Here is a 21961-nt window from a genome sequence, read left to right as displayed (position 1 = left end):
TAGGGAGGAACAAAATCTCCACTGATTAAGGTTACACTTTATTTGAGAGCGTACTTACAATTCATGATATAAGGGAGAGGATGAATATGATAAGAATTTCGGAGTTTCAAATGAAGGACGTTGTGAATATTTCAGATGGAAAAAGACTTGGAAATATTGGAGATATTGATTTTGATATAGACACAGGAAAGATTAGGGCAGTTATTATTTCCAAGCAGACACGAATGCTTGGACTATTTGGAAAGGAAGTAGAATTTGTAATTCCTTGGGAGAAAATTATGAAAATTGGGGAAGATGTCATACTTGTGAGAGTGGATAATATTAATTCTGTAACAGAATCAATACAAACACCGACAATTTCTTAAAGAATATTACAAATTCCTCTTTTTTTTCAGTTGTCATTATGAAAAAATAAAAGTATGGTAAAATAGACAGGAAGTACCATGCTTTTTTATATTATTTTAATTAAAAGGAGCCGCTTTATGAGAGAACCATTTAAATATGTGGACGGTATACTGTATTTACAAGCGTGGAAAGAACTTGGGAACATTACTGTTGGATTTACGACAAAAGATGGTGGAGTAAGTACAGGCTCCTTTCATGCGATGAATTTAGGATTACATGTGAATGATATCGTGGAGAATGTTCATGAAAATAGACGCATTTTAGCGAATAAGTTACAAAAACCATTAGAAAAATGGATTTGCTCTGAACAAGTTCATGACCATCATGTTGAGAAAGTAGGATTGCAAGAAAAAGGGAAAGGCGTTTATTCATATGAAGACGGTATTCCAAAAACGGATGGCATTTATACGACGAACAAAGATGTTCTCTTAACATCTTGTTACGCTGATTGTGTTCCGCTCTATTTTTATGCACCATCACATGATATGATAGGACTTGCGCATGCTGGATGGAAAGGGACTGTAACAGAGATTGCGAAAGAAATGATTCAAAAGTGGAATGCAGAAGGTGTTTCAAGTGATGAAATTCATGTCGCAATTGGGCCGGCAATCGGATCATGTTGTTATGTTGTTGATGATCGTGTATTAACAGCAGCACAGCAAGTAGTAAACGGATCTGTTCCTCATAAAGTAATTTCTGATGGTCAGTATGCAATTAATTTAAAAGAAGTTAATCGTATATTATGTGTACAAGCAGGCATAAAAGAAGAACATATTGTAATGTCATCTCTTTGTACAAGCTGTGAAGAACAATTATTTTTCTCTCATCGTCGTGATCAAGGTAAGACGGGGAGAATGTTGAGTTTCATAGGTTTTAAGGAGGAGTGAAGCAAGTGACAGTGCAAGGGAATTTAGCAGGTGTAAACGAAGCAATTAAAGAATCTTGTGCACGAGCTGGACGTTCGATGAAAGATATTAAGCTCGTGGCAGTTACAAAAACTGTAGGAATTGAAAAAACAAGCGAAGTAATTGAAGCAGGAATTATTGATTTAGGTGAAAATAGAAATGAAGGTTTCTCACAAAAATACGAGCATTTCGGTTCAAAAGTAAATTGGCATTTTATTGGCTCATTGCAAACGAGAAAAGTAAAAGAAATCATTAATGAGATTGATTATTTACACTCATTAGATCGTCTCTCACTTGCAAAAGAAATTCAAAAACGTGCTGATAAGAAAGTTAAATGCTTTATTCAAGTGAAAACATCATCTGAAGAATCAAAGCAAGGATTGGCGATAGAAGAAACAATTTCTTTTATTCAAAGTTTGCAAGAATTGGATAAGATTGAAGTGGTAGGATTAATGACAATGGCTCCGTTTACAGGAGAAGAAGAAGAGATTCGTCGCTGCTTTAAGGAATTGCGCATGCTACAAACAGAGGTGCAAGAGCTAGAATTATTACATGCACCATGTAAAGAATTATCAATGGGAATGTCAAATGATTACACGATTGCAATTGAGGAAGGCGCTACATATATTCGTTTGGGAACGGTTTTAGTAGGAAAAGCGTAAGAGGAAGGAGAAAGTTATTATGAGTTGGTCAAAAGTAAAATACTTCTTTTTTGACACACCGGAAGAAAAAGAAGCAGCTCAATATAGTTATGAAAAGGAGCAAACAGACATGAAAAAGCAACAAGATCCCCCAGAACAACAAGATGTTCCGTTTGCGAAAGTGCAACCGAAGCAAAATGTAGTGAGTATTGAAAAAGCGAAGCAATCTTCAAAAGTTGTTTTACTAGAACCACGTACATATTCGGAAGCGCAAGGCATTTCGGATCACTTAAAAGGTAGACGAGCTGTTGTAATTAATTTGCAAAGAATGTCTACAGATCAAGCGGTGCGTATCGTTGACTTTTTAAGTGGTACTGTATACGCTATAGGCGGGGATATTCAAAAAATAGGCCCGAAAACATTTATGTGTACACCTGAAAATGTAGATATTGTTGGTGCAATTTCAGAGTTATTCGGTGAAGAAGAAGACACAAATATAAAGAGGTGGTAATACGCGATGGATACAGTTTTAACAGTTTTACTTTCTGCTTTCGAGATTTACTCGTGGGCACTTATTATTTACATTCTCCTATCATGGTTCCCTGGTGCAAAGGAATCAGCTTTTGGAGAGTTTCTTGCGCGTATTTGTGAACCGTATTTAGAACCATTTCGCAGATTTATTCCGCCGCTTGGTATGATTGACATCTCTCCACTCGTTGCGATTTTTGCGTTGAAACTTGCTACAAGTGGTTTAGTAAGTTTATTCCGCTATTTCTTATAGTAAGAGGTTATATGCATGAGCATCTACGAGCATTTTAGACCTGATGAAGTGGTCTTTGTGGATAAAGTATTAGAGTGGAAACAGGCGGCTGAGTATCATCAAGTCAAGTTAACAGATTTTCTTGATCCAAGACAGCAACAAATTGTCTCTATGGTAATAGGGCAAGGAGAGGTTGCTGTACGCTTTGATGGTGCGATGCCTGAATCTGAACGAAAAAGAGCACTAATTTATCCAGACTATCTAGAATTAAATGAAGAGGAATTTCAAGTAGAAGTATTAGAAATTGACTATCCTTCCAAATTTTACACGCTAGAACACAGGCAAATATTAGGTGCATTTATGTCACTTGGTTTAACAAGGGAAAAATGTGGTGATATTTTGCTTCAAGAAAATCGTGCCCAAATTGCAGTTGCAAAAGAAGTTGCATCGTATATTGAAATGAACTTACAATCAATAGGGAAAGTGAAAGTATCTCTCACGCCTGTACAAGCAGAACAAATTTTGCGTGTCGGTGAAAAGTGGGGAGAGAAATCTGGAACAGTTTCGTCACTTCGTCTAGATGTTTTGTTGGCTGAAATGTTACATATATCCAGGCAGAAAGTACAGCCTCTTATAAAAGGTGGCTTAGTAAAAGTCAATTGGAAAACAGTAGAGCAAACTGCATATGAATGTTTTCCAGGGGATGTATTCTCGATTAGAGGATACGGAAGAAGTAAAATATTTTCTGTAGAAGGTAAAACGAAGCGCGACAAATGGAGAATTTTGTATGGTATACTAAAATGATTGGTTTTTTAGAAGGAAATCCTCCTATTTTGTCGAAGAAAAGATATAATTAAAAGAGGAAATTTAGATAAATACTTGGAGGTGGCGTTGTGCCGTTAACACCATTAGATATTCATAACAAAGAATTTGGTCGCGGATTCCGTGGCTATGATGAAGATCAAGTAAATGAGTTTCTTGATCAAATTATCAAAGATTATGAATTAGTCATTCGTGAGAAAAAAGCTTTAGAAGAAAAGGTTGCGCAATTAGAAGGAAAGTTAGATCATTTTTCTAATATTGAAGATACGCTAAACAAATCTATCGTTGTTGCACAAGAGGCAGCGGAAGAAGTGAAACGTAATGCGCAAAAAGAAGCGAAATTAATCGTACGTGAAGCGGAAAAGAATGCAGATCGTATCATTAACGAAGCGTTAGTAAAATCAAGAAAAGTGGCATTTGATATTGAAGAATTAAAAAAACAAGCAAAAGTATTCCGTACTCGTTTCCGTATGCTATTAGAAACGCAGCTTGAAATGTTAAACAACGATGATTGGGATAAACTAATTGAGTTAGAGGACGAAGTGGACGAGCTGTTGAAAAAAGAAGAAACAGTGTAAGCTTGACGTTTTTCTCATTATTACATATAATTTTAAACAGCATATTTATTAAGAAAAACGAAGATAGGGATAAGTACCTTTTTCATACCTTATATAGCGAACTGAGGATGGTGTAAGCTCAGGATAAGGAGATAATGGGAATATCACCCTGGAGTTCCGCGCTGAACAAATAGAGTAAGCGTCGGCGTATATTCGCGTTAAGAATATAAAGAGGATTGTATACATACGTATAGGATCTACTAGGGTGGTACCGCGGGAGACTTTCTCGTCCCTTTTTGGGATGAGAAAGTCTCTTTTTTATTCCGTTTTTTAAGTGTTTCTTTTATACATGTAAGGAGGAATTGAGCATGGAGTACAAAAATACATTACTAATGCCAAAAACAGAGTTTCCAATGCGTGGGAATTTACCAAAACGTGAGCCTGCAATGCAAGAACAGTGGGCTGAAATGAATATTTATGAAAAGGTACAAGAACATACGAAAGGTCGTCCTTTATTTGTACTGCATGATGGACCTCCATATGCGAATGGTGACATTCATATGGGACATGCATTAAATAAAGTGTTAAAAGACTTTATTGTTCGTTATAAATCAATGACGGGTTACTGCGCACCATATGTACCAGGTTGGGATACACACGGTTTACCAATTGAGCAAGCTTTAACAAATAAAGGTGTAAAGCGTAAAGAAATGACAGTTGCTGAGTTCCGTAAGTTATGTGCAGAGTATGCATATGAGCAAGTGGAACGTCAACGTGAACAATTTAAGCGTTTAGGTGTACGTGCAGATTGGGATAATCCATATATTACTTTAGAGCCAGCTTATGAAGCACAACAAATTAAAGTGTTTGGTGACATGGCGAAAAAAGGTTATATCTATAAAGGACAGAAACCAGTTTACTGGTCTCCAACAAGTGAATCAGCTTTAGCAGAAGCTGAAATTGAATATCAAGATAAAAAATCAGCATCTATTTACGTAGCATTCCCTGTAAAAGACGGAAAGAACGTATTAGAAGGTGATGAGAAATACATTATCTGGACAACAACGCCTTGGACGTTACCTGCAAACTTAGGTATTTCTGTTCACCCAGAACTTGAATATGCTATTGTGAAAGTAAATGATGAGAAATATATCATCGCTTCTGAACTATTTGAGACAGTTGCAAAAACGTTAGAGTGGGAAAATGCTGAAGTTGTGAAAACGGTAAAAGGTAGCGAACTTGAGTATACAGTTGCAAAACATCCATTCTACGATCGTGACTCATTAGTTATGCTAGGAGAGCACGTAACAACAGATGCAGGTACAGGTTGTGTTCATACAGCACCAGGACACGGGGAAGATGACTTCGTTGTTGGTAAAAAGTATGGCTTAGAAGTACTTTGCCCAGTTGATGATAAAGGTGTATTGACAAATGAAGCACCAGGATTTGAAGGCTTATTCTATGATAAAGCTAACAAGCCAATTACAGAAAAATTAGAAGAAGTAGGCGCGTTACTGAAACTAACATTCATTACGCATTCATACCCACATGATTGGAGAACGAAAAAACCAATTATTTTCCGTGCGACAGCACAGTGGTTTGCATCTATTGAAGCGTTCCGTAAAGAGTTATTAGAAGCTGTTGCGGAAACAAAATGGGTACCAGCATGGGGAGAAACTCGTCTTCATAATATGGTTCGTGACCGTGGTGACTGGTGTATTTCTCGTCAGCGTGCATGGGGTGTGCCAATTCCTGTATTCTATGCAGAAAATGGTGATCCAATTATTACAGATGAAACAATTAACCATGTAGCAGATTTATTCCGTGAGCACGGTTCTAACGTATGGTTCGAGCGTGAAGCGAAAGATTTATTACCAGAAGGATTTACACATACAGGTAGCCCGAATGGTGAATTCCGTAAAGAAACAGACATCATGGATGTATGGTTCGATTCAGGTTCTTCTCACCAAGCGGTATTAGAAGAGCGCGAAGACTTACAACGTCCAGCTGATTTATATTTAGAAGGGTCTGACCAGTATCGTGGTTGGTTTAACTCTTCATTATCAACAGCAGTTGCTGTAACTGGTAAAGCTCCATATAAAGGCGTACTAAGCCATGGTTTCGTACTAGATGGTGAAGGACGTAAAATGAGTAAGTCGATTGGAAACATCGTCGTACCGAAGAAAATTATGGATCAATTAGGCGGAGACATTTTACGCTTATGGGTATCTTCTGTTGACTATCAATCTGATGTACGTATCTCAGATGATATTTTAAAACAAGTAGCAGAAGTGTATCGTAAAATCCGTAACACATTCCGTTTCTTATTAGGAAACTTAGATGACTTTAATCCAAGTGAAAATACAGTAGCGGTAGCTGAACTTCGTGAAGTAGATCGTTACATGTTAGTGAAGTTAAATGACTTAATTACAAAAGTAAAAGATGCATATGAAACATATGACTTTGCTGCTGTATATCATGCAATTCACAACTTCTGTACAATTGATCTAAGTTCATTCTACTTAGACTTTGCAAAAGACATTTTATACATTGAAGGTGCAGATCACGCGGATCGTCGTGCGATTCAAACTGTATTATATGATGTTCTTGTTGCATTAACGAAACTTGTAACGCCAATCTTACCTCATACAGCTGATGAAGTATGGCCATATGTTCCTGGTGCAGAAGAAGAAAGCGTACAGTTAACTAATATGCCAGAAGCTACAGAAGTAGAGGGTTCAGAAGCGTTAAGAGCAAAATGGGATGCATTTATGACATTACGTGATGACGTTTTAAAAGCGTTAGAAGTAGCTCGTAATGAGAAAGTAATTGGTAAGTCATTAAATGCGAGCATTACGCTATATCCGACTGCAGAAATGAAGGCTACGTTAGAGTCTATTAGCGAAGACTTAAAGCAATTATTCATCGTCTCTGAGTATAAACTTGGTGGTACAATTGAAGAAGCGCCAACAGAAGCACCAAAGTATGAGCATACAGCTGTAGTTGTAGCACAGGCGACAGGTGAGACGTGTGAACGTTGTTGGGTTGTTTCAGAAACAATTGGTAAAGATGCAGAACATGAAACATTATGTGAGCGTTGTGCAACAGTTGTTAAAGAAAACTATGTAAAATAATAAAAAACTGATTGCGCGCAAGTGCAGTCAGTTTTTTTGTTTTTTTTGTTGATGATATATTAAAATAATTTTCACTCTCTTTCCTATGAAGGAAAAATGTGTGTGAGGTAAGCATGAGAATTTCGGACACACTAATTGTACATTGCAGCTGGGAGGAATGTACACGTGAATGAAATGTATATGGAAATCAAAGAAGAATTGCAATTGATGAGAAAAGAATTGCAAGAGAGACTAGCTAAAGAAGTCATGCACAAATATGATACAGAGTTCAGCCAAGAACTTGGATATGAAATAAAGGAAGAGATAAAGAAAAAATTGCTATTACATGATATAAAAGAGGATTTAAAAGATGTAGAACGTGCATTATTTAAGATGGAAATAGATATGTACGGTATTTGTGAAGAAACTGGGAGAGCAATTTCTACAAAACAAATGAAAACAATGCCGACTGCCCGTACGATTCATGAATTTTTCTATGAAAAGGTAAATGTATGAATACGCACAACGATATTATGTTACCTTTTTTTAATTTATTTTATTCTTCTATAAAGGTTCATTGTGAAAAGGTAGCAGCTATGCTAAAATTTTGAGGTACACTGTCTTTGTGGGGGAAATGAAAATGATATATTATGTAATAGCGTTATTTGTCATTGCCATCGATCAAATATCGAAGTGGCTAATTGTAAAGAACATGGAATTGGGTACAAGCATTCCGATTATCGATAATGTATTATACATAACATCACATCGAAATAGAGGAGCTGCCTGGGGTATTTTAGAAAATAAAATGTGGTTCTTCTACATTATTACAGTCGTTTTCGTAGCGTTTATCGTATTTTATATGAAAAAGTATGCGAAAACAGACAAGCTTCTAGGTATTTCATTAGGTCTAATTTTAGGCGGAGCAATTGGCAATTTTATTGATCGTGTATTTAGACAAGAAGTAGTGGATTTCATTCACGTGTATATTTTCTCGTACAACTATCCAGTATTCAATATAGCTGACTCAGCATTGTGTATTGGCGTTGTGTTAATTATTATTCAAACAGTATTAGAAGGAAAGAAAACGAAGGAGTAATTGAATGAGTGAAGTAGTACAAGTAACAGTTGCAGAAGAACAAAAAAGTGAGCGAATTGATAAATTCGTTGCAGAAATAAACAGTGAATGGTCACGTTCACAAGTACAACAATGGATTAAAGATGATGTTGTTACAGTTAATGGAAAGTCAGTTAAAGTGAATTATAAAGTAAAAGGAAATGATGAAATTACAGTAACAATTCCTGACCCAGAAGAGTTAGATATTCAACCAGAAGATATGAATTTAGAAATTTATTATGAAGATGCAGATGTACTCGTTGTAAATAAGCCACGTGGTATGGTTGTGCATCCGGCACCAGGACACACAAGCGGTACGCTTGTAAACGGACTTATGCATCATTGCACAGACCTATCAGGTATTAACGGTGTAATGCGTCCTGGTATCGTGCATCGTATTGATAAAGATACATCTGGACTATTAATGGTTGCTAAAAATGATATGGCGCACGAATCACTTGTAAATCAACTTGTAGCAAAAACAGTAACAAGACGCTACAAGGCGATTGTACACGGTGTAATTCCACATGATAAAGGAACGATCGATGCGCCAATTGGTCGCGATAAGAAAGAACGTCAAAGCATGACAGTTGATGAAAATGGTAAGAATGCTGTTACACACTTCCAGGTGTTAGAACGCTTTAAAGATTTTACACTTGTAGAATGTCGCTTAGAAACGGGACGTACGCACCAAATTCGTGTTCATATGAAATATATTGGCTATCCACTTGCAGGAGATCCGAAGTATGGTCCGAAGAAAACATTAGACATGAATGGACAAGCACTTCACGCAGGCATTTTAGGGTTTGACCATCCTCGTACTGGTGAATATATTCAGTTTGAGGCACCGATTCCAGAAGTGTTTGAAGACGCATTAAATATTTTACGGAAATAGTATTGACAAATCATAAGAAAACTGAGATACTGACAACAGTTAAATAATGATCCTTTAACACAGCCCCGTGAGGTTGAGAAGGTAACGGTTTGAAATACATAGGGTATGCTGTACCCTTTTTTCAAAAGTCCTCTCGCACACGCTGAGAGGACTTTTTTTATACCATTACTCTCACGCAAGAAAAAAAGCTTGGAGGTGTAGAGCATGCAAGAGAAAGCTGTCGTTTTAGATGACCAAATGATTCGCCGCGCTTTAACACGAATTAGTCATGAAATCGTGGAACGAAATAAAGGTGTCGATAATTGTGTTCTTGTCGGAATTAAAACTCGTGGAATTTTTATTGCACAACGTTTGGCAGAACGAATTGGTCAAATTGAAGGAAAAGAAATGGAAGTTGGAGAACTAGATATTACGTTATATCGTGATGATCTAACACTACAATCGAAAAATGAAGAACCACTTGTAAAAGGTTCTGATATCCCTGTAGATATTACGAAGAAAAAAGTTATCCTTGTGGATGATGTATTATACACAGGAAGAACAGTTCGAGCAGCAATGGATGCTCTTATGGATTTAGGTAGACCATCACAAATCCAACTGGCGGTTCTTGTTGATAGAGGTCATCGTGAACTACCAATTCGCGCTGATTATGTAGGAAAGAACATTCCAACATCAAGTGAAGAGCGTATCGAAGTTGATTTGCAAGAGACAGATCAACAAGATCGAGTAAGCATATACGATAAGTAAAGCCCTTTTAAATGTAGTCCTGTGAGGCTGCCAAAGGGTCTTGGCTTTCATATGTCAAATTTGGCATACGAAAGTGTAGGACTCTTTGTGCACAGGCACAAAGAGTTTTTTTATTGCAAAGATTTAAACTGAAGGAGGATGTAACAATGGAACAAAAGCCAGTGTTAGACGTTAATGAAGTACCGAAACCGGGAAAATGGTTATTTTTAAGTATACAACATTTGTTCGCGATGTTTGGATCAACAGTGCTTGTTCCGTTTTTAACAGGATTGAATCCGTCAGTAGCATTAATATCAAGTGGATTAGGAACGCTAGCGTTTCTTCTTATAACGAAAGGTCAAGTACCTGCCTATCTAGGATCATCATTCGCCTTTATCGCACCGATTATAACAGCGAAAACAGCAGGTGGACCTGGAGCAGCAATGCTCGGTGGTTTGTTTGCAGGACTTGTGTACATCTTAATCTCACTCGGAATTAAGAAGTCAGGATCAGAGTGGATTATGAAATTACTTCCGCCAATCGTAGTTGGTCCAGTCGTAATGGTAATCGGTCTAGCTTTAGCACATACAGCAGTTAACATGGCGATGAACGGTGCGGATGGCAAATATAGCTTTACACACTTTTCAGTAGCATTAGTAACATTAGCAATTACAATTATCTGCTCTATATTCGGAAGAGGGTTTTTCAGTATCATACCAGTGTTACTGGGCATTATCGGCGGATATATCTTCGCTTACTTCCAAGGGCTAGTAAACTTAAAGCCGGTAGCTGAGGCAAAATGGTTTGTTGTACCAGATTTCACAGTACCATTTGTAACATATACTCCGGAGTTTTCGTGGAAGATTGTACTCTTGATGGTACCAGTTGCACTAGTAACAATTTCAGAACATATCGGACATCAAATTGTACTTGGAAATGTTATTAAAAGAGATTTAATTGAAAAACCAGGCTTACACCGTTCAATATTCGGTGATGGGATAGCAACATTAATCGCATCACTAATAGGTGGGCCACCGAATACAACGTACGGTGAAAACATCGGTGTGCTAGCAATTACGAGAGCATACAGTGTATACTTATTCATCGGTTCAGCGGTGTTCGCAATCATGTTCGGGTTTATCGGTAAGACTTCTGCACTAATTCATTCGATCCCAACACCGGTTATGGGTGGTGTATCAATCTTACTATTCGGTGTAATCGCATCAAGCGGATTACGCATGATGGTAGATGATAAAACAGACCTAAGTGACAAACGAAACTTAATGATTGCATCAGTAATACTAGTAATCGGTATTGGTGGAGCGGTACTCCACGTAGGAGAATCGTTCCAAGTAGAAGGAATGGCACTAGCAGCAATTGTAGGTGTACTATTAAATCTACTACTACCGGAAACGAAACAAATAAAACAATCTAAGCAGATTGCTTCATAATAATAACCTTTTAATTCAGTCCTGTGAGACCGGAAAGGGTGGCTTCTTTCATGCACCCTAGTCTCACATGACTAGGGTATTTTTATACAAATGTTGTTATAAAAATACAAAAGTGGTAACATAAAAATCAGAAAGATGAGGGATGACGATGAGCCATTTGTTAACGATGAGTGAATTATCGGAAGTAGAAATTTCAGAAATCCTAAAAGACGCAGAAGATTTCGCGAATGGAAAAGAGAGCAAAACGACAGAGCAAACTTTTGTTGCGAACTTGTTCTTTGAGAATAGTACGAGAACGAGATTTAGCTTTGAAGTTGCTGAGAAGAGATTAGGACTTGATGTTTTAAACTTTTCAGCTGATGCATCTAGCGTACAAAAAGGAGAAACTTTATACGATACGATAAGAACACTAGAATCAATCGGAACAAAAGCAGTGGTCATCCGCCATGAGCAAGATCGCTACTTCGATGAACTAAAAGATCAGGTGAATATCCCAATCTTAAACGCTGGAGATGGATGTGGAAACCACCCAACGCAGTGCCTACTCGACCTTCTTACAATTAAACAAGAGTTTGGAAGATTTGAAGGATTAAAGATTGCGATAGTAGGAGATGTTCGTCATAGCCGAGTAGCACGTTCTAATGCAGAAGCATTAACGAAACTGGGTGCAACAATTTACTTTGCAAGTCCAGAAGAGTGGAAAGATGAAGACAGCACATTTGGAACATACAAACCATTAGATGAACTTGTTCCAGAAGTGGATGTAATGATGTTACTTCGTGTACAACATGAGCGTCATGATCATTATGAAACAGACATTATGAAAGAGTATCATGAGAAACACGGATTAACAGTGGAAAGAGAAAAGCGTATGAAAGAGGGAAGCATTATTATGCATCCAGCTCCTGTAAACCGTGATGTTGAAATTGCAAGTGAACTTGTTGAGTGTGAGCGTTCACGCATATTTAAACAAATGGAAAATGGAGTTTACGTAAGAATGGCTGTACTAAAACGCGCCTTACCAAATGTATTAGGAGGAATGAAACATGAATTACTTGTTTAAAAATGGTCGTTATATGAATGAAGAAGGAAAAATCGTAGCAACAGATCTTCTCGTACAAGACGGTAAAATCGCTAAGGTAGCAGAAAATATTACGGCAGATAATGCTGAAGTAATCGATGTGAACGGAAAGTTAATCGCACCTGGATTAGTAGATGTACACGTACATCTTCGTGAACCAGGTGGTGAACATAAAGAAACAATTGAAACAGGTACACTAGCAGCGGCAAAAGGTGGATTCACTACAATTTGTGCAATGCCAAATACACGCCCAGTACCAGATTGCAGAGAACATATGGAAGACCTGCAAAATCGTATTAAAGAAAAAGCGCATGTCAACGTACTACCATACGGAGCAATTACAGTACGCCAAGCTGGTTCTGAAATGACAGATTTCGAAACATTAAAAGAACTTGGAGCATTTGCTTTCACTGATGACGGTGTAGGCGTACAAGATGCTAGCATGATGTTAGCTGCTATGAAGCGTGCAGCGAAATTAAATATGGCAGTGGTTGCGCACTGTGAAGAGAATACTCTTATTAATAAAGGTTGTGTACATGAAGGGAAGTTTTCTGAGAAACACGGATTAAACGGTATCCCATCAGTATGTGAATCTGTACATATTGCAAGGGATATACTGCTTGCTGAAGCGGCAGATTGTCACTATCACGTATGTCACGTAAGTACGAAAGGTTCTGTACGTGTAATTCGAGATGCGAAACGCGCTGGAATTAAAGTAACAGCAGAAGTAACACCGCATCACTTAGTGTTATGTGAGGATGATATCCCGTCAGCTGATCCTAACTTTAAAATGAACCCACCGCTTCGTGGAAAAGAAGATCATGCAGCACTAATTGAAGGTTTATTAGATGGAACAATCGATATGATCGCAACTGATCATGCACCGCATACAGCGGAAGAAAAAGCGCAAGGAATTGAAAGAGCACCATTCGGAATTACTGGTTTTGAAACAGCATTCCCGCTTCTATACACAAACCTTGTGAAAAAAGGAATTATCACACTAGAGCAGTTAATTCAATTCTTAACAGAAAAGCCAGCTGATACATTCGGCTTAGAAGCAGGTCGCCTGAAAGAAGGTAGAACAGCTGATATTACAATCATTGATTTAGAACAAGAAGAAGAGATTGACCCAACAACATTCTTATCAAAAGGAAAGAATACACCATTCGCAGGTTGGAAATGCCAAGGATGGCCGGTAATGACAATCGTTGGTGGTAAGATCGCATGGCAAAAGGAGAGTGCATTAGTATGAAAAGACAACTTATCTTAGAAGATGGAACAGTATTAATTGGAAAAGGTTTCGGAGGAGAAATTGAAAAGTCAGGTGAGGTTGTATTCACAACAGGAATGACTGGATATCAAGAAACATTATCTGATCCATCATATTGCGGTCAAATCGTAACATTCACGTACCCATTAATCGGAAACTACGGCATCAACCGTGACGATTTTGAATCGATTCACCCATCTGTAAATGGTTTAATCGTAAACGAAATTTGTGATCACCCATCAAACTTCCGTAATGAAATTTCGTTAAATGATTACTTAAAAGAAAGAAACATCCCAGGGTTAGCAGGAATTGATACAAGAAAATTAACGAGAAAAATTCGTCAATACGGTACATTACGCGGCCGCCTTTGTAACATGGATGCAGATGTAGAATACATCGTGAGCCAATTAAAAGCGACAGTATTTACAGATCACGTGAAACGCGTATCAACGAAAGATCCATACCCAAGCCCAGGCCGTGGACACCGAGTTGTACTTGTAGACTTCGGAATGAAACATGGTATTTTACGAGAATTAAATAAACGTGACTGTGATGTAATTGTAGTACCTTACAATACAACAGCAGAAGAAATTTTACGCCTTAGCCCAGATGGAATTATGTTAAGTAACGGACCTGGAGATCCAAAAGATGTGCCAGAAGCAATTGAAATGCTAAAAGACATTATCGGTAAAGTTCCTTTATTCGGAATTTGCTTAGGACATCAATTGTTCGCACTAGCATCTGGTGCGAATACAAGTAAGTTAAAATTCGGTCACCGTGGTTTAAATCATCCAGTAAAAAATCTTGCAACTGGAAAAGTAGCAATTACATCTCAAAACCATGGTTACGCAGTAGAAGAAGAATCAGTTGAAAATACAGAACTTGAAATTACACATGTTGCTTTAAATGATGGAACAGTAGAAGGTCTTCGTCATACGAAGTTCCCAGCATTTACAGTACAATATCATCCAGAAGCTTCAGCAGGACCAGAAGATGCAAATGATTTATTCGAAGATTTCTTAGAAATGATTGAAAACTTCAAGAAAGAAGGGGAAGAGTTATGCCAAAACGCCTAGACATTAACACAATTTTAGTAATCGGATCAGGACCAATTGTAATTGGGCAAGCAGCAGAGTTTGATTACTCTGGTACACAAGCTTGTCAATCTCTTAGAGAAGAAGGTTACAAAGTAATCCTTGTTAACTCTAACCCAGCAACAATTATGACAGATACTGCAACAGCAGATAAAGTATATATAGAACCATTAACACTAGAATTCGTAAGCCGTATCATTCGTAAAGAACGTCCAGATGCAATCTTACCAACATTAGGTGGTCAAACAGGCCTGAATATGGCTGTTGAACTTGCGAAATCAGGCATACTTGAAGAGTGCGGAGTTGAAATTTTAGGAACAAAATTATCAGCAATCGAGCAAGCGGAGGATCGTGATTTATTCCGTACATTAATGCAGGAATTAAATGAACCAATTCCATCTAGTACCATTATTCATACGCTAGAAGAAGCACATGAATTTGTAAAAGAAATTGGTTATCCAGTTATTGTTCGCCCAGCATTTACAATGGGGGGAACAGGTGGCGGAATCTGTAGTAATGAAGAAGAACTAATTGAAATCGTATCAGGTGGATTAAAACATAGTCCAGTAACACAATGTTTATTAGAAAAGAGCATTGCTGGTTGTAAGGAAATTGAATATGAAGTAATGCGTGATTCGAATGATAACGCGATTGTAGTATGTAACATGGAAAATATCGATCCAGTTGGGGTTCATACAGGTGATTCTATCGTTGTAGCACCGAGCCAAACATTAAGTGACCGTGAATATCAAATGTTACGAAACACTTCATTACGAATTATTCGTGCATTAGGAATTGAAGGCGGATGTAACGTTCAGCTTGCACTTGATCCACATAGCTTCCAATACTATGTAATCGAAGTAAACCCGCGTGTAAGTCGTTCATCTGCACTAGCATCTAAAGCAACTGGATATCCAATTGCAAAGCTAGCGGCAAAAATTGCAGTCGGTTTAACATTAGATGAAATTATAAACCCAGTAACACAAAAAACATACGCTTGCTTCGAGCCAGCATTAGACTATGTTGTTTCAAAAATTCCACGTTGGCCATTTGATAAGTTTGAATCAGCAAACAGAACACTTGGTACGCAAATGAAGGCAACTGGTGAAGTTATGTCAATCGGACGTAACTTAGAGCAATCATTATTAAAAGCGATTCGTTCTTTAGAACTTGGTGTTTATCACTTAGAGTTAGAGCATTTAAAAGAGCTTGATAAAGAGACAATGAAAAAACGCATTATAAAAGCTGATGATGAGCGACTGTTTATTGTAGCGGAAGCAATTCGTCAAGGTGTAACGAAAGAAGAAATCAACGATTGGTGTGAAATGGACTTCTTCTTCTTACAAAAAGTTGAAAACATCGTAAATATGGAACGTGAAGTAAAAGCGAATGTAGGAAATATGGAAGTACTACAAACTGCGAAAGAAATGGGCTTCAGCGATCACTACATTGCAGCAGCTTGGAACAAAACAGAGCGTGAAATTTACGATATGCGTAAAGAAAGCAATATAACTCCTGTTTATAAAATGGTAGATACTTGTGCGGCAGAGTTTGAATCTGCAACACCATACTATTACAGCACATATGGTGACGAGAATGAATCGGTTAGAACAGATCGTAAGAGTGTTGTCGTACTAGGGTCTGGGCCAATCCGTATCGGTCAAGGGGTTGAGTTTGACTATGCAACAGTTCACTCTGTATGGGCAATTAAAGAAGCTGGATATGAGGCAATCATTGTTAATAACAATCCAGAAACAGTTTCAACAGACTTCAGTATTTCTGACAAATTATACTTTGAACCATTAACGATTGAAGATGTAATGCACATCATCGATTTAGAAAAACCAGAAGGTGTTATCGTTCAGTTCGGTGGACAAACGGCGATTAACTTAGCTGCTAAACTAGAGGCTCACGGTGTGAAAATCTTAGGGACATCACTTGAAGATTTAGATCGTGCAGAAGATCGTGATAAGTTTGAAGCAGCTTTAACACAGCTTGGTATCCCGCAACCAGTTGGTAAAACAGCAACGACTGTAGAGCAAGCAGTAGCGATCGCTGACAAAATTGGTTACCCAGTATTAGTAAGACCATCTTACGTACTAGGTGGACGCGCGATGGAAATCGTATATCGTCAAGAAGAACTGCTGCACTACATGAAAAATGCGGTTAAAGTTCACGCAGATCACCCAGTATTAATCGACCGTTACATGGTTGGTAAAGAAATTGAAGTAGATGCAATTTCAGATGGTGAGAATGTATTCATTCCAGGTATTATGGAACATATTGAACGCGCTGGAGTTCACTCTGGTGACTCAATCGGAGTATATCCACCACAAAGCTTATCTGCAAAACTGAAAGAACAAATTATTGAACATACAATTGCACTTGGAAAAGGTTTAAACATTGTTGGATTACTAAACATTCAGTTTGTAGTATTCAAAGATGAAGTGTATGTAATTGAAGTAAATCCACGTGCGAGCCGTACAGTACCGTTCTTAAGTAAAATTACAGGCGTACCGATGGCGAATGTTGCAACGAAAGTTATTTTAGGGCAAAACCTTGTAGAACAAGGATATGGAACTGGCTACCACCCAGAAGAGAAAGAAGTGTATGTAAAAGCACCGGTATTCTCATTTGCGAAACTACGATCAGTTGATACAACATTAGGACCTGAAATGAAGTCAACAGGGGAAGTAATGGGGAAAGACTTAACACTTGAAAAAGCCTTATACAAAGGGTTAGTTGCTTCTGGAATTAACATCCCAACGCACGGATCAGTAATCATCACTGTTGCGGATAAAGATAAAGAAGAGGCGATGGAAATTGCAAAACGTTTCCACGAAATCGGTTATAACTTATTAGCAACAGCTGGAACAGCACAAACATTAGCAGAGCAAAACATTCCAGTACAAGTTGTAAACAAAATTGATTCTGAAGACTACAACTTACTAGATATTATTCGTCAAGGAAAAGCACAGTTTGTAATCAATACATTAACAAAAGGCAAACAACCAGCGCGTGATGGTTTCCGCATTCGCCGTGAATCAGTAGAAAATGGTGTGGCTTGCTTAACATCACTTGATACAACGAGAGCAATCTTAGGAGTATTAGAATCTATGACATTCTCAGCTCATTCAATGAAAGAAATTACGCAAACGAAGCGTCACGAGGTGGTACATGCATGATGCAAAAGCAAAATATGATCGTCGTTAACCAAAAAGAAATCGCAAAAAACATTTACGAATTAGTGCTTCAAGGGGATCTTGTGCAGCAAATGAACGACCCAGGGCAGTTTGTACACATTAAGGTAGCAGAGGGCATTGCGCCCCTTCTGCGCCGCCCAATTAGTATTTGTAATGTCGATCAAGATAAGAACGAATTTACAATGCTATATCGTGCGGAAGGACAAGGAACAAAAACATTAGCAAAAAGAAAACAAGGTGAACTTGTAGATGTGTTAGGACCACTTGGACATGGTTTTCCTGTAGAAGAAGCGGAAGCTGGACAAACGGCTCTATTAGTTGGAGGGGGAATTGGTGTACCACCACTATATGAATTGTCACAGCGTCTTGTAGCAAAGGGAGTACGCGTTATTCACATCTTAGGTTTCCAAACGAAAGATGTTGTCTTCTATGAAGAGAAATTCGCAGAGCTTGGTGATACGTATGTTGCAACAGTTGATGGTACGCATGGTACAGAAGGCTTTGTAACAGATGTAATTGATAGCTATGGAATTGACTTTGACATTCTATACTCATGTGGACCTTTAGCGATGCTTCGTGCATTAGAAGGACGCTATAAAGAGAGAAAAGCCTACATTTCATTAGAAGAGCGTATGGGCTGTGGCATTGGAGCATGTTTCGCATGTGTATGCCATCTGCAAGCAGATCCGAGTGGACATTCTTACAAGAAGGTGTGTAGCGACGGACCAGTATTTCCAATCGGGGAGGTTGTACTATGAACAGATTGCAAGTTGAATTACCAGGGTTATCGTTAAAAAATCCAATCATCCCAGCATCTGGTTGCTTCGGATTTGGTCGTGAGTATGCACAGTTCTATGATTTAAGTGTACTTGGATCAATTATGATTAAAGCGACGACAGAACAACCACGCTATGGAAATCCGACGCCTCGTGTTGCTGAAACACCAGGCGGAATGCTAAATGCAATCGGGCTTCAAAATCCTGGATTAGAAAAGGTAATGAATTCTGAATTACCTTTTCTCGAGCAATTTGATCTTCCGATTATTGCAAATGTTGCTGGCTCACAAGCTGAGGATTATGTAGCAGTTGCGAAGGAAATTTCAAAGGCACCTAATGTTCATGCGCTAGAATTAAATATTTCTTGTCCAAACGTAAAAACGGGTGGTATCGCTTTTGGTACGAATCCTGAAATTGCTGCTGATTTAACGAAGCGAGTAAAAGAGGTTTCTGAAGTACCGGTATATGTGAAATTGTCACCGAACGTGGCAAACATTGTGGAGATTGCAAAAGCAATTGAAAATGCGGGTGCGGACGGTTTAACGATGATTAATACATTGCTTGGTATGCGTCTAGATTTAAAAACTGCAAAACCAATTTTAGCAAACCGTACGGGCGGACTATCAGGGCCAGCGATTAAGCCAGTAGCAATTCGTATGGTACATGAAGTAAGTCAAGCGGTTAACATTCCGATTATCGGAATGGGTGGTATTGAAACTGCGGAAGATGTAATTGAATTCTTCTATGCTGGCGCAAGCGCGGTTGCAGTAGGTACAGCGAACTTCATAGACCCGTTCGTATGTCCGACAATTATTGAGGAGTTACCAGCATTACTAGATGAATTAGGATTTGATCACATTTCGGAGTGTCAAGGAAGGAGCTGGAAGCAAACATGTCACAGTCGTTAATTGTTGCACTAGATTTTCCAGAGAAACAAGATGTAGAACAATTCTTACACCACTTTGAAGGGGAAGAATTATTTGTCAAAGTTGGTATGGAGTTATTTTACAAAGAAGGCCCTGCTATTATTACGTACTTAAAAGAAAAAGGGCATAAGATCTTCCTAGATTTAAAACTTCATGATATTCCGAATACAGTAAAAAGCGCTATGCGTAGCCTAGCTAGTCTAGAAGTTGATATGGTAAATGTTCATGCTGCTGGGGGAAGCAGTATGATGAAAGCTGCGATTGAGGGATTAGAGGAAGGTAAGCAAGAAGGAAAAGAGAGACCGATTTGTATTGCAGTTACACAACTAACAAGCACTTCGGAAGCTATGATGAAAAAAGAGATCGGCATTGAGAAAACGTTAGAAGAAGCGGTTACTCATTATGCGAAATTAACGAAAGAAAGTGGACTTGATGGAGTTGTTTGTTCAACACTTGAAGTTCCAAAATTACGTGAAGTATGCGGAAATGAATTTGTAACAGTAACACCGGGGATTCGTCTTGCAAGCGATGATGTAAATGACCAAGTGCGCGTAGCAACACCGAAACGTGCGAGGGAACTTGGTTCAAGCTACATCGTAGTTGGACGTAGTATTACAAAAGCAGAAAATCCGCTTGAAGCGTATAAAACAGTAAAACAACAGTGGGAAGGTGTAACAGTATGAAAAAAGAAATCGCATCGCATTTATTAGAAATTGGAGCAGTATTTTTACAACCGAATGATCCATTTACTTGGTCTTCTGGTATGAAATCACCAATTTATTGTGATAATCGTTTAACTTTATCTTATCCAAAAGTACGCCAAGCGATTGCAGCTGGATTAGAAGAGTTAATTAAAGAGCACTTCCCAACTGTAGAAGTTATTGCAGGAACAGCAACTGCTGGTATTGCGCACGCTGCATGGGTAAGCGATCGTATGGATTTACCGATGTGCTACGTACGTAGTAAAGCAAAAGGTCATGGTAAAGGGAACCAAATCGAAGGAAAAGCTGAAAAAGGTCAAAAAGTAGTAGTAGTAGAAGACTTAATTTCAACTGGCGGTAGTGCAATTACATGTGTAGAAGCACTTCGCGAAGCTGGCTGTGAAGTATTAGGAATCGTATCAATCTTCACATACGAGCTAGAGTCAGGAAAAGAAAAATTAGAAGCAGCTAACGTAGCGTCATATTCTTTAAGTGATTACAGTGCATTAACTGAAGTTGCAGCAGAAAAAGGTATGATCGGACAAGCTGAAACGAAAAAATTACAAGAGTGGCGTAAAAATCCAGCTAATGAAGCTTGGATCACAGCGTAACATGAAAAAAGACGACGGCGGGGGAACGCGGTCGTCTTTTTATATAATTGTTGAAATTTTATGTAAAGTTCCATCGACATCAAAGAAAATCATATTACAATCTCCTCGCTAATAACTATTTAGCGTTTTCTACAACTTCATATCCTCTTACAAACAATAGAGTCATATAAGAAACAATAAATGAGAAGATGCTATACATGCCAACCCAAAAGAAAAATTTTGGAGTAAAGGCGATAACACCTATTATTAAAAAACTAGCAAACGTTACAATCGGCATTACGTAATGCGTTTTCGTCTTGCGCGTTCCAATAACAGAAACGATAAAGATAAGTAATGGACAAATTAATAAGACGAAAATCAATTCATTCATAGTTATGTCCCCTTTTCTAATTGAAGTAATCTGTTGCTCGTAAACGTTTTGAAATAATTACTCTCATAATATAATTTCGCTATGTAATAAATAAACCCTTTTGAAGGTTAGTATATTTCAATATTTAACCTAAAAAAGCGTAAGCAAGTATTATCTTACTTACGTTACAGGATAAACATCACAACGATAGTGGTGACGATTAAGCCGATAATAACTGGCAAAAAATTTCGGCGTGCGAGTTCAAATGGATCTACTTTACAAATAGCAGCGGCTTCACAAGCTGATGTGGTTATGGGAACAAATAGCGCTATTCGTGAAGCAACAATCTTTTTATTTATTGGAAATGAGTTGCTATCACTGTTAGAAAATGCTGGTCGTATGGGAATCCCTTTACCTTCAGCATTAACGAATGCATTTGAAATTTTAGATTAGTATAATGATATTTGTGTAAAATAAAATCTACTTAATTGTAAATAAAGCCTATGTATATGTGAAATAAAGAAGAGCCGTCCTGTTGGGCGGCTTTTTTCTTATTGA

General features: G+C 38.0%; 22 protein-coding genes, 2 pseudogenes and 1 other annotated feature. Of the genes and pseudogenes, 22 read left to right on the top strand and 2 right to left on the bottom strand.

Annotation, left to right across the window (positions count from 1 at the left end):
• Positions 1–86: 86 nt before the first annotated feature.
• The 21 genes from BAU23_RS02460 to pyrE all read left to right on the top strand — a co-directional run bounded on the left by BAU23_RS02460 (position 87) and on the right by pyrE (position 21054).
• Positions 87–365, top strand: a complete 279-nt coding sequence (locus BAU23_RS02460) for a YlmC/YmxH family sporulation protein (RefSeq protein WP_000619396.1) — start codon at positions 87–89, stop codon at positions 363–365.
• A gap of 117 nt (positions 366–482) precedes the next feature.
• Positions 483–1292, top strand: a complete 810-nt coding sequence (gene pgeF / locus BAU23_RS02455; RefSeq protein WP_001209024.1) for a peptidoglycan editing factor PgeF — start codon at positions 483–485, stop codon at positions 1290–1292.
• Between the two features lie 5 nt (positions 1293–1297).
• On the top strand, positions 1298–1972 hold the full coding sequence (locus tag BAU23_RS02450) for a YggS family pyridoxal phosphate-dependent enzyme (protein ID WP_000218014.1): 675 nt from the start codon (positions 1298–1300) through the stop codon (positions 1970–1972).
• Between the two features lie 19 nt (positions 1973–1991).
• Positions 1992–2462 carry a cell division protein SepF gene (locus tag BAU23_RS02445; RefSeq protein WP_000119132.1) on the top strand — a complete coding sequence of 157 codons (471 nt, stop codon included), beginning with the start codon at positions 1992–1994 and terminating at the stop codon, positions 2460–2462.
• Positions 2463–2468: 6 nt separating this feature from the next.
• Entirely contained in the window at positions 2469–2732 is a 264-nt protein-coding gene (locus BAU23_RS02440; RefSeq protein WP_000381909.1) for a YggT family protein, read from the top strand.
• Between the two features lie 15 nt (positions 2733–2747).
• Positions 2748–3515, top strand: a complete 768-nt coding sequence (locus BAU23_RS02435; protein ID WP_000029718.1) for a YlmH family RNA-binding protein — start codon at positions 2748–2750, stop codon at positions 3513–3515.
• A gap of 89 nt (positions 3516–3604) precedes the next feature.
• Positions 3605–4111, top strand: coding sequence for a septum site-determining protein DivIVA (gene divIVA / locus BAU23_RS02430; protein ID WP_001131611.1), 507 nt, complete (start codon positions 3605–3607; stop codon positions 4109–4111).
• Positions 4112–4162: 51 nt separating this feature from the next.
• Positions 4163–4387, top strand: a binding site (T-box leader).
• A gap of 71 nt (positions 4388–4458) precedes the next feature.
• The gene (ileS2, locus tag BAU23_RS02425) at positions 4459–7224 is read left to right on the top strand and encodes an isoleucine--tRNA ligase (RefSeq protein WP_000455968.1); all 2766 of its coding nucleotides are present in this window, start codon (positions 4459–4461) and stop codon (positions 7222–7224) included.
• 165 nt (positions 7225–7389) lie between these two features.
• Positions 7390–7719: a TraR/DksA C4-type zinc finger protein gene (locus BAU23_RS02420; protein WP_001004662.1), complete on the top strand. Its 330-nt coding sequence runs from the start codon at positions 7390–7392 to the stop codon at positions 7717–7719.
• A 124-nt stretch (positions 7720–7843) separates the two neighbouring features.
• Positions 7844–8302, top strand: a complete 459-nt coding sequence (gene lspA / locus BAU23_RS02415) for a lipoprotein signal peptidase LspA (protein WP_000642178.1) — start codon at positions 7844–7846, stop codon at positions 8300–8302.
• Positions 8303–8306: 4 nt separating this feature from the next.
• The gene (locus tag BAU23_RS02410; RefSeq protein WP_000005850.1) at positions 8307–9215 is read left to right on the top strand and encodes an RluA family pseudouridine synthase; all 909 of its coding nucleotides are present in this window, start codon (positions 8307–8309) and stop codon (positions 9213–9215) included.
• Positions 9216–9419: 204 nt separating this feature from the next.
• Positions 9420–9962 carry a bifunctional pyrimidine operon transcriptional regulator/uracil phosphoribosyltransferase gene (gene pyrR, locus BAU23_RS02405; protein WP_001156490.1) on the top strand — a complete coding sequence of 181 codons (543 nt, stop codon included), beginning with the start codon at positions 9420–9422 and terminating at the stop codon, positions 9960–9962.
• 146 nt (positions 9963–10108) lie between these two features.
• Positions 10109–11392 carry a uracil permease gene (gene uraA / locus BAU23_RS02400; protein ID WP_071733459.1) on the top strand — a complete coding sequence of 428 codons (1284 nt, stop codon included), beginning with the start codon at positions 10109–10111 and terminating at the stop codon, positions 11390–11392.
• Between the two features lie 148 nt (positions 11393–11540).
• Positions 11541–12455, top strand: coding sequence for an aspartate carbamoyltransferase (gene pyrB / locus BAU23_RS02395; RefSeq protein WP_000018859.1), 915 nt, complete (start codon positions 11541–11543; stop codon positions 12453–12455).
• The gene (pyrC, locus tag BAU23_RS02390) at positions 12439–13725 is read left to right on the top strand and encodes a dihydroorotase (protein ID WP_001108374.1); all 1287 of its coding nucleotides are present in this window, start codon (positions 12439–12441) and stop codon (positions 13723–13725) included. Before pyrB ends, pyrC begins: the two co-directional genes overlap by 17 nt.
• Positions 13722–14819, top strand: a complete 1098-nt coding sequence (locus BAU23_RS02385) for a carbamoyl phosphate synthase small subunit (protein ID WP_000828671.1) — start codon at positions 13722–13724, stop codon at positions 14817–14819. The genes pyrC and BAU23_RS02385 overlap by 4 nt, the downstream gene beginning before the upstream one ends.
• The gene (carB, locus tag BAU23_RS02380) at positions 14804–18022 is read left to right on the top strand and encodes a carbamoyl-phosphate synthase large subunit (RefSeq protein WP_001126134.1); all 3219 of its coding nucleotides are present in this window, start codon (positions 14804–14806) and stop codon (positions 18020–18022) included. Before BAU23_RS02385 ends, carB begins: the two co-directional genes overlap by 16 nt.
• Entirely contained in the window at positions 18019–18798 is a 780-nt protein-coding gene (gene pyrK, locus BAU23_RS02375) for a dihydroorotate oxidase B electron transfer subunit (protein WP_000983345.1), read from the top strand. Before carB ends, pyrK begins: the two co-directional genes overlap by 4 nt.
• On the top strand, positions 18795–19724 hold the full coding sequence (gene pyrD, locus BAU23_RS02370; RefSeq protein ID WP_001081053.1) for a dihydroorotate oxidase B catalytic subunit: 930 nt from the start codon (positions 18795–18797) through the stop codon (positions 19722–19724). The genes pyrK and pyrD overlap by 4 nt, the downstream gene beginning before the upstream one ends.
• Entirely contained in the window at positions 19709–20425 is a 717-nt protein-coding gene (gene pyrF / locus BAU23_RS02365; protein ID WP_000083484.1) for an orotidine-5'-phosphate decarboxylase, read from the top strand. The genes pyrD and pyrF overlap by 16 nt, the downstream gene beginning before the upstream one ends.
• Complete coding sequence (pyrE, locus tag BAU23_RS02360; RefSeq protein WP_000711457.1) at positions 20422–21054, top strand: orotate phosphoribosyltransferase; 633 nt, start codon at positions 20422–20424, stop codon at positions 21052–21054. The genes pyrF and pyrE overlap by 4 nt, the downstream gene beginning before the upstream one ends.
• Positions 21055–21169: 115 nt before the next feature.
• Here pyrE and BAU23_RS02355 read toward each other — a convergent pair whose 3' ends face one another.
• Positions 21170–21424 carry a YbeF family protein gene (locus BAU23_RS02355; RefSeq protein ID WP_001003931.1) on the bottom strand — a complete coding sequence of 85 codons (255 nt, stop codon included), beginning with the start codon at positions 21422–21424 and terminating at the stop codon, positions 21170–21172.
• 164 nt (positions 21425–21588) lie between these two features.
• Positions 21589–21696, bottom strand: a pseudogene (locus tag BAU23_RS30455) (MFS transporter); the annotation flags it as partial.
• Here BAU23_RS30455 and BAU23_RS02350 point away from each other — a divergent pair.
• A pseudogene (locus BAU23_RS02350) lies at positions 21680–21856 on the top strand (phage holin family protein); the annotation flags it as partial. The pseudogenes BAU23_RS30455 and BAU23_RS02350 overlap by 17 nt on opposite strands.
• Positions 21857–21961 lie beyond the last annotated feature (105 nt).

The organism is Bacillus nitratireducens (assembly GCF_001884135.1).
Lineage (GTDB): Bacteria > Bacillota > Bacilli > Bacillales > Bacillaceae_G > Bacillus_A > Bacillus_A nitratireducens.
Note: the sequence above shows the minus strand (reverse complement) of the source record. Positions and strands in the feature narration are given on the sequence as shown.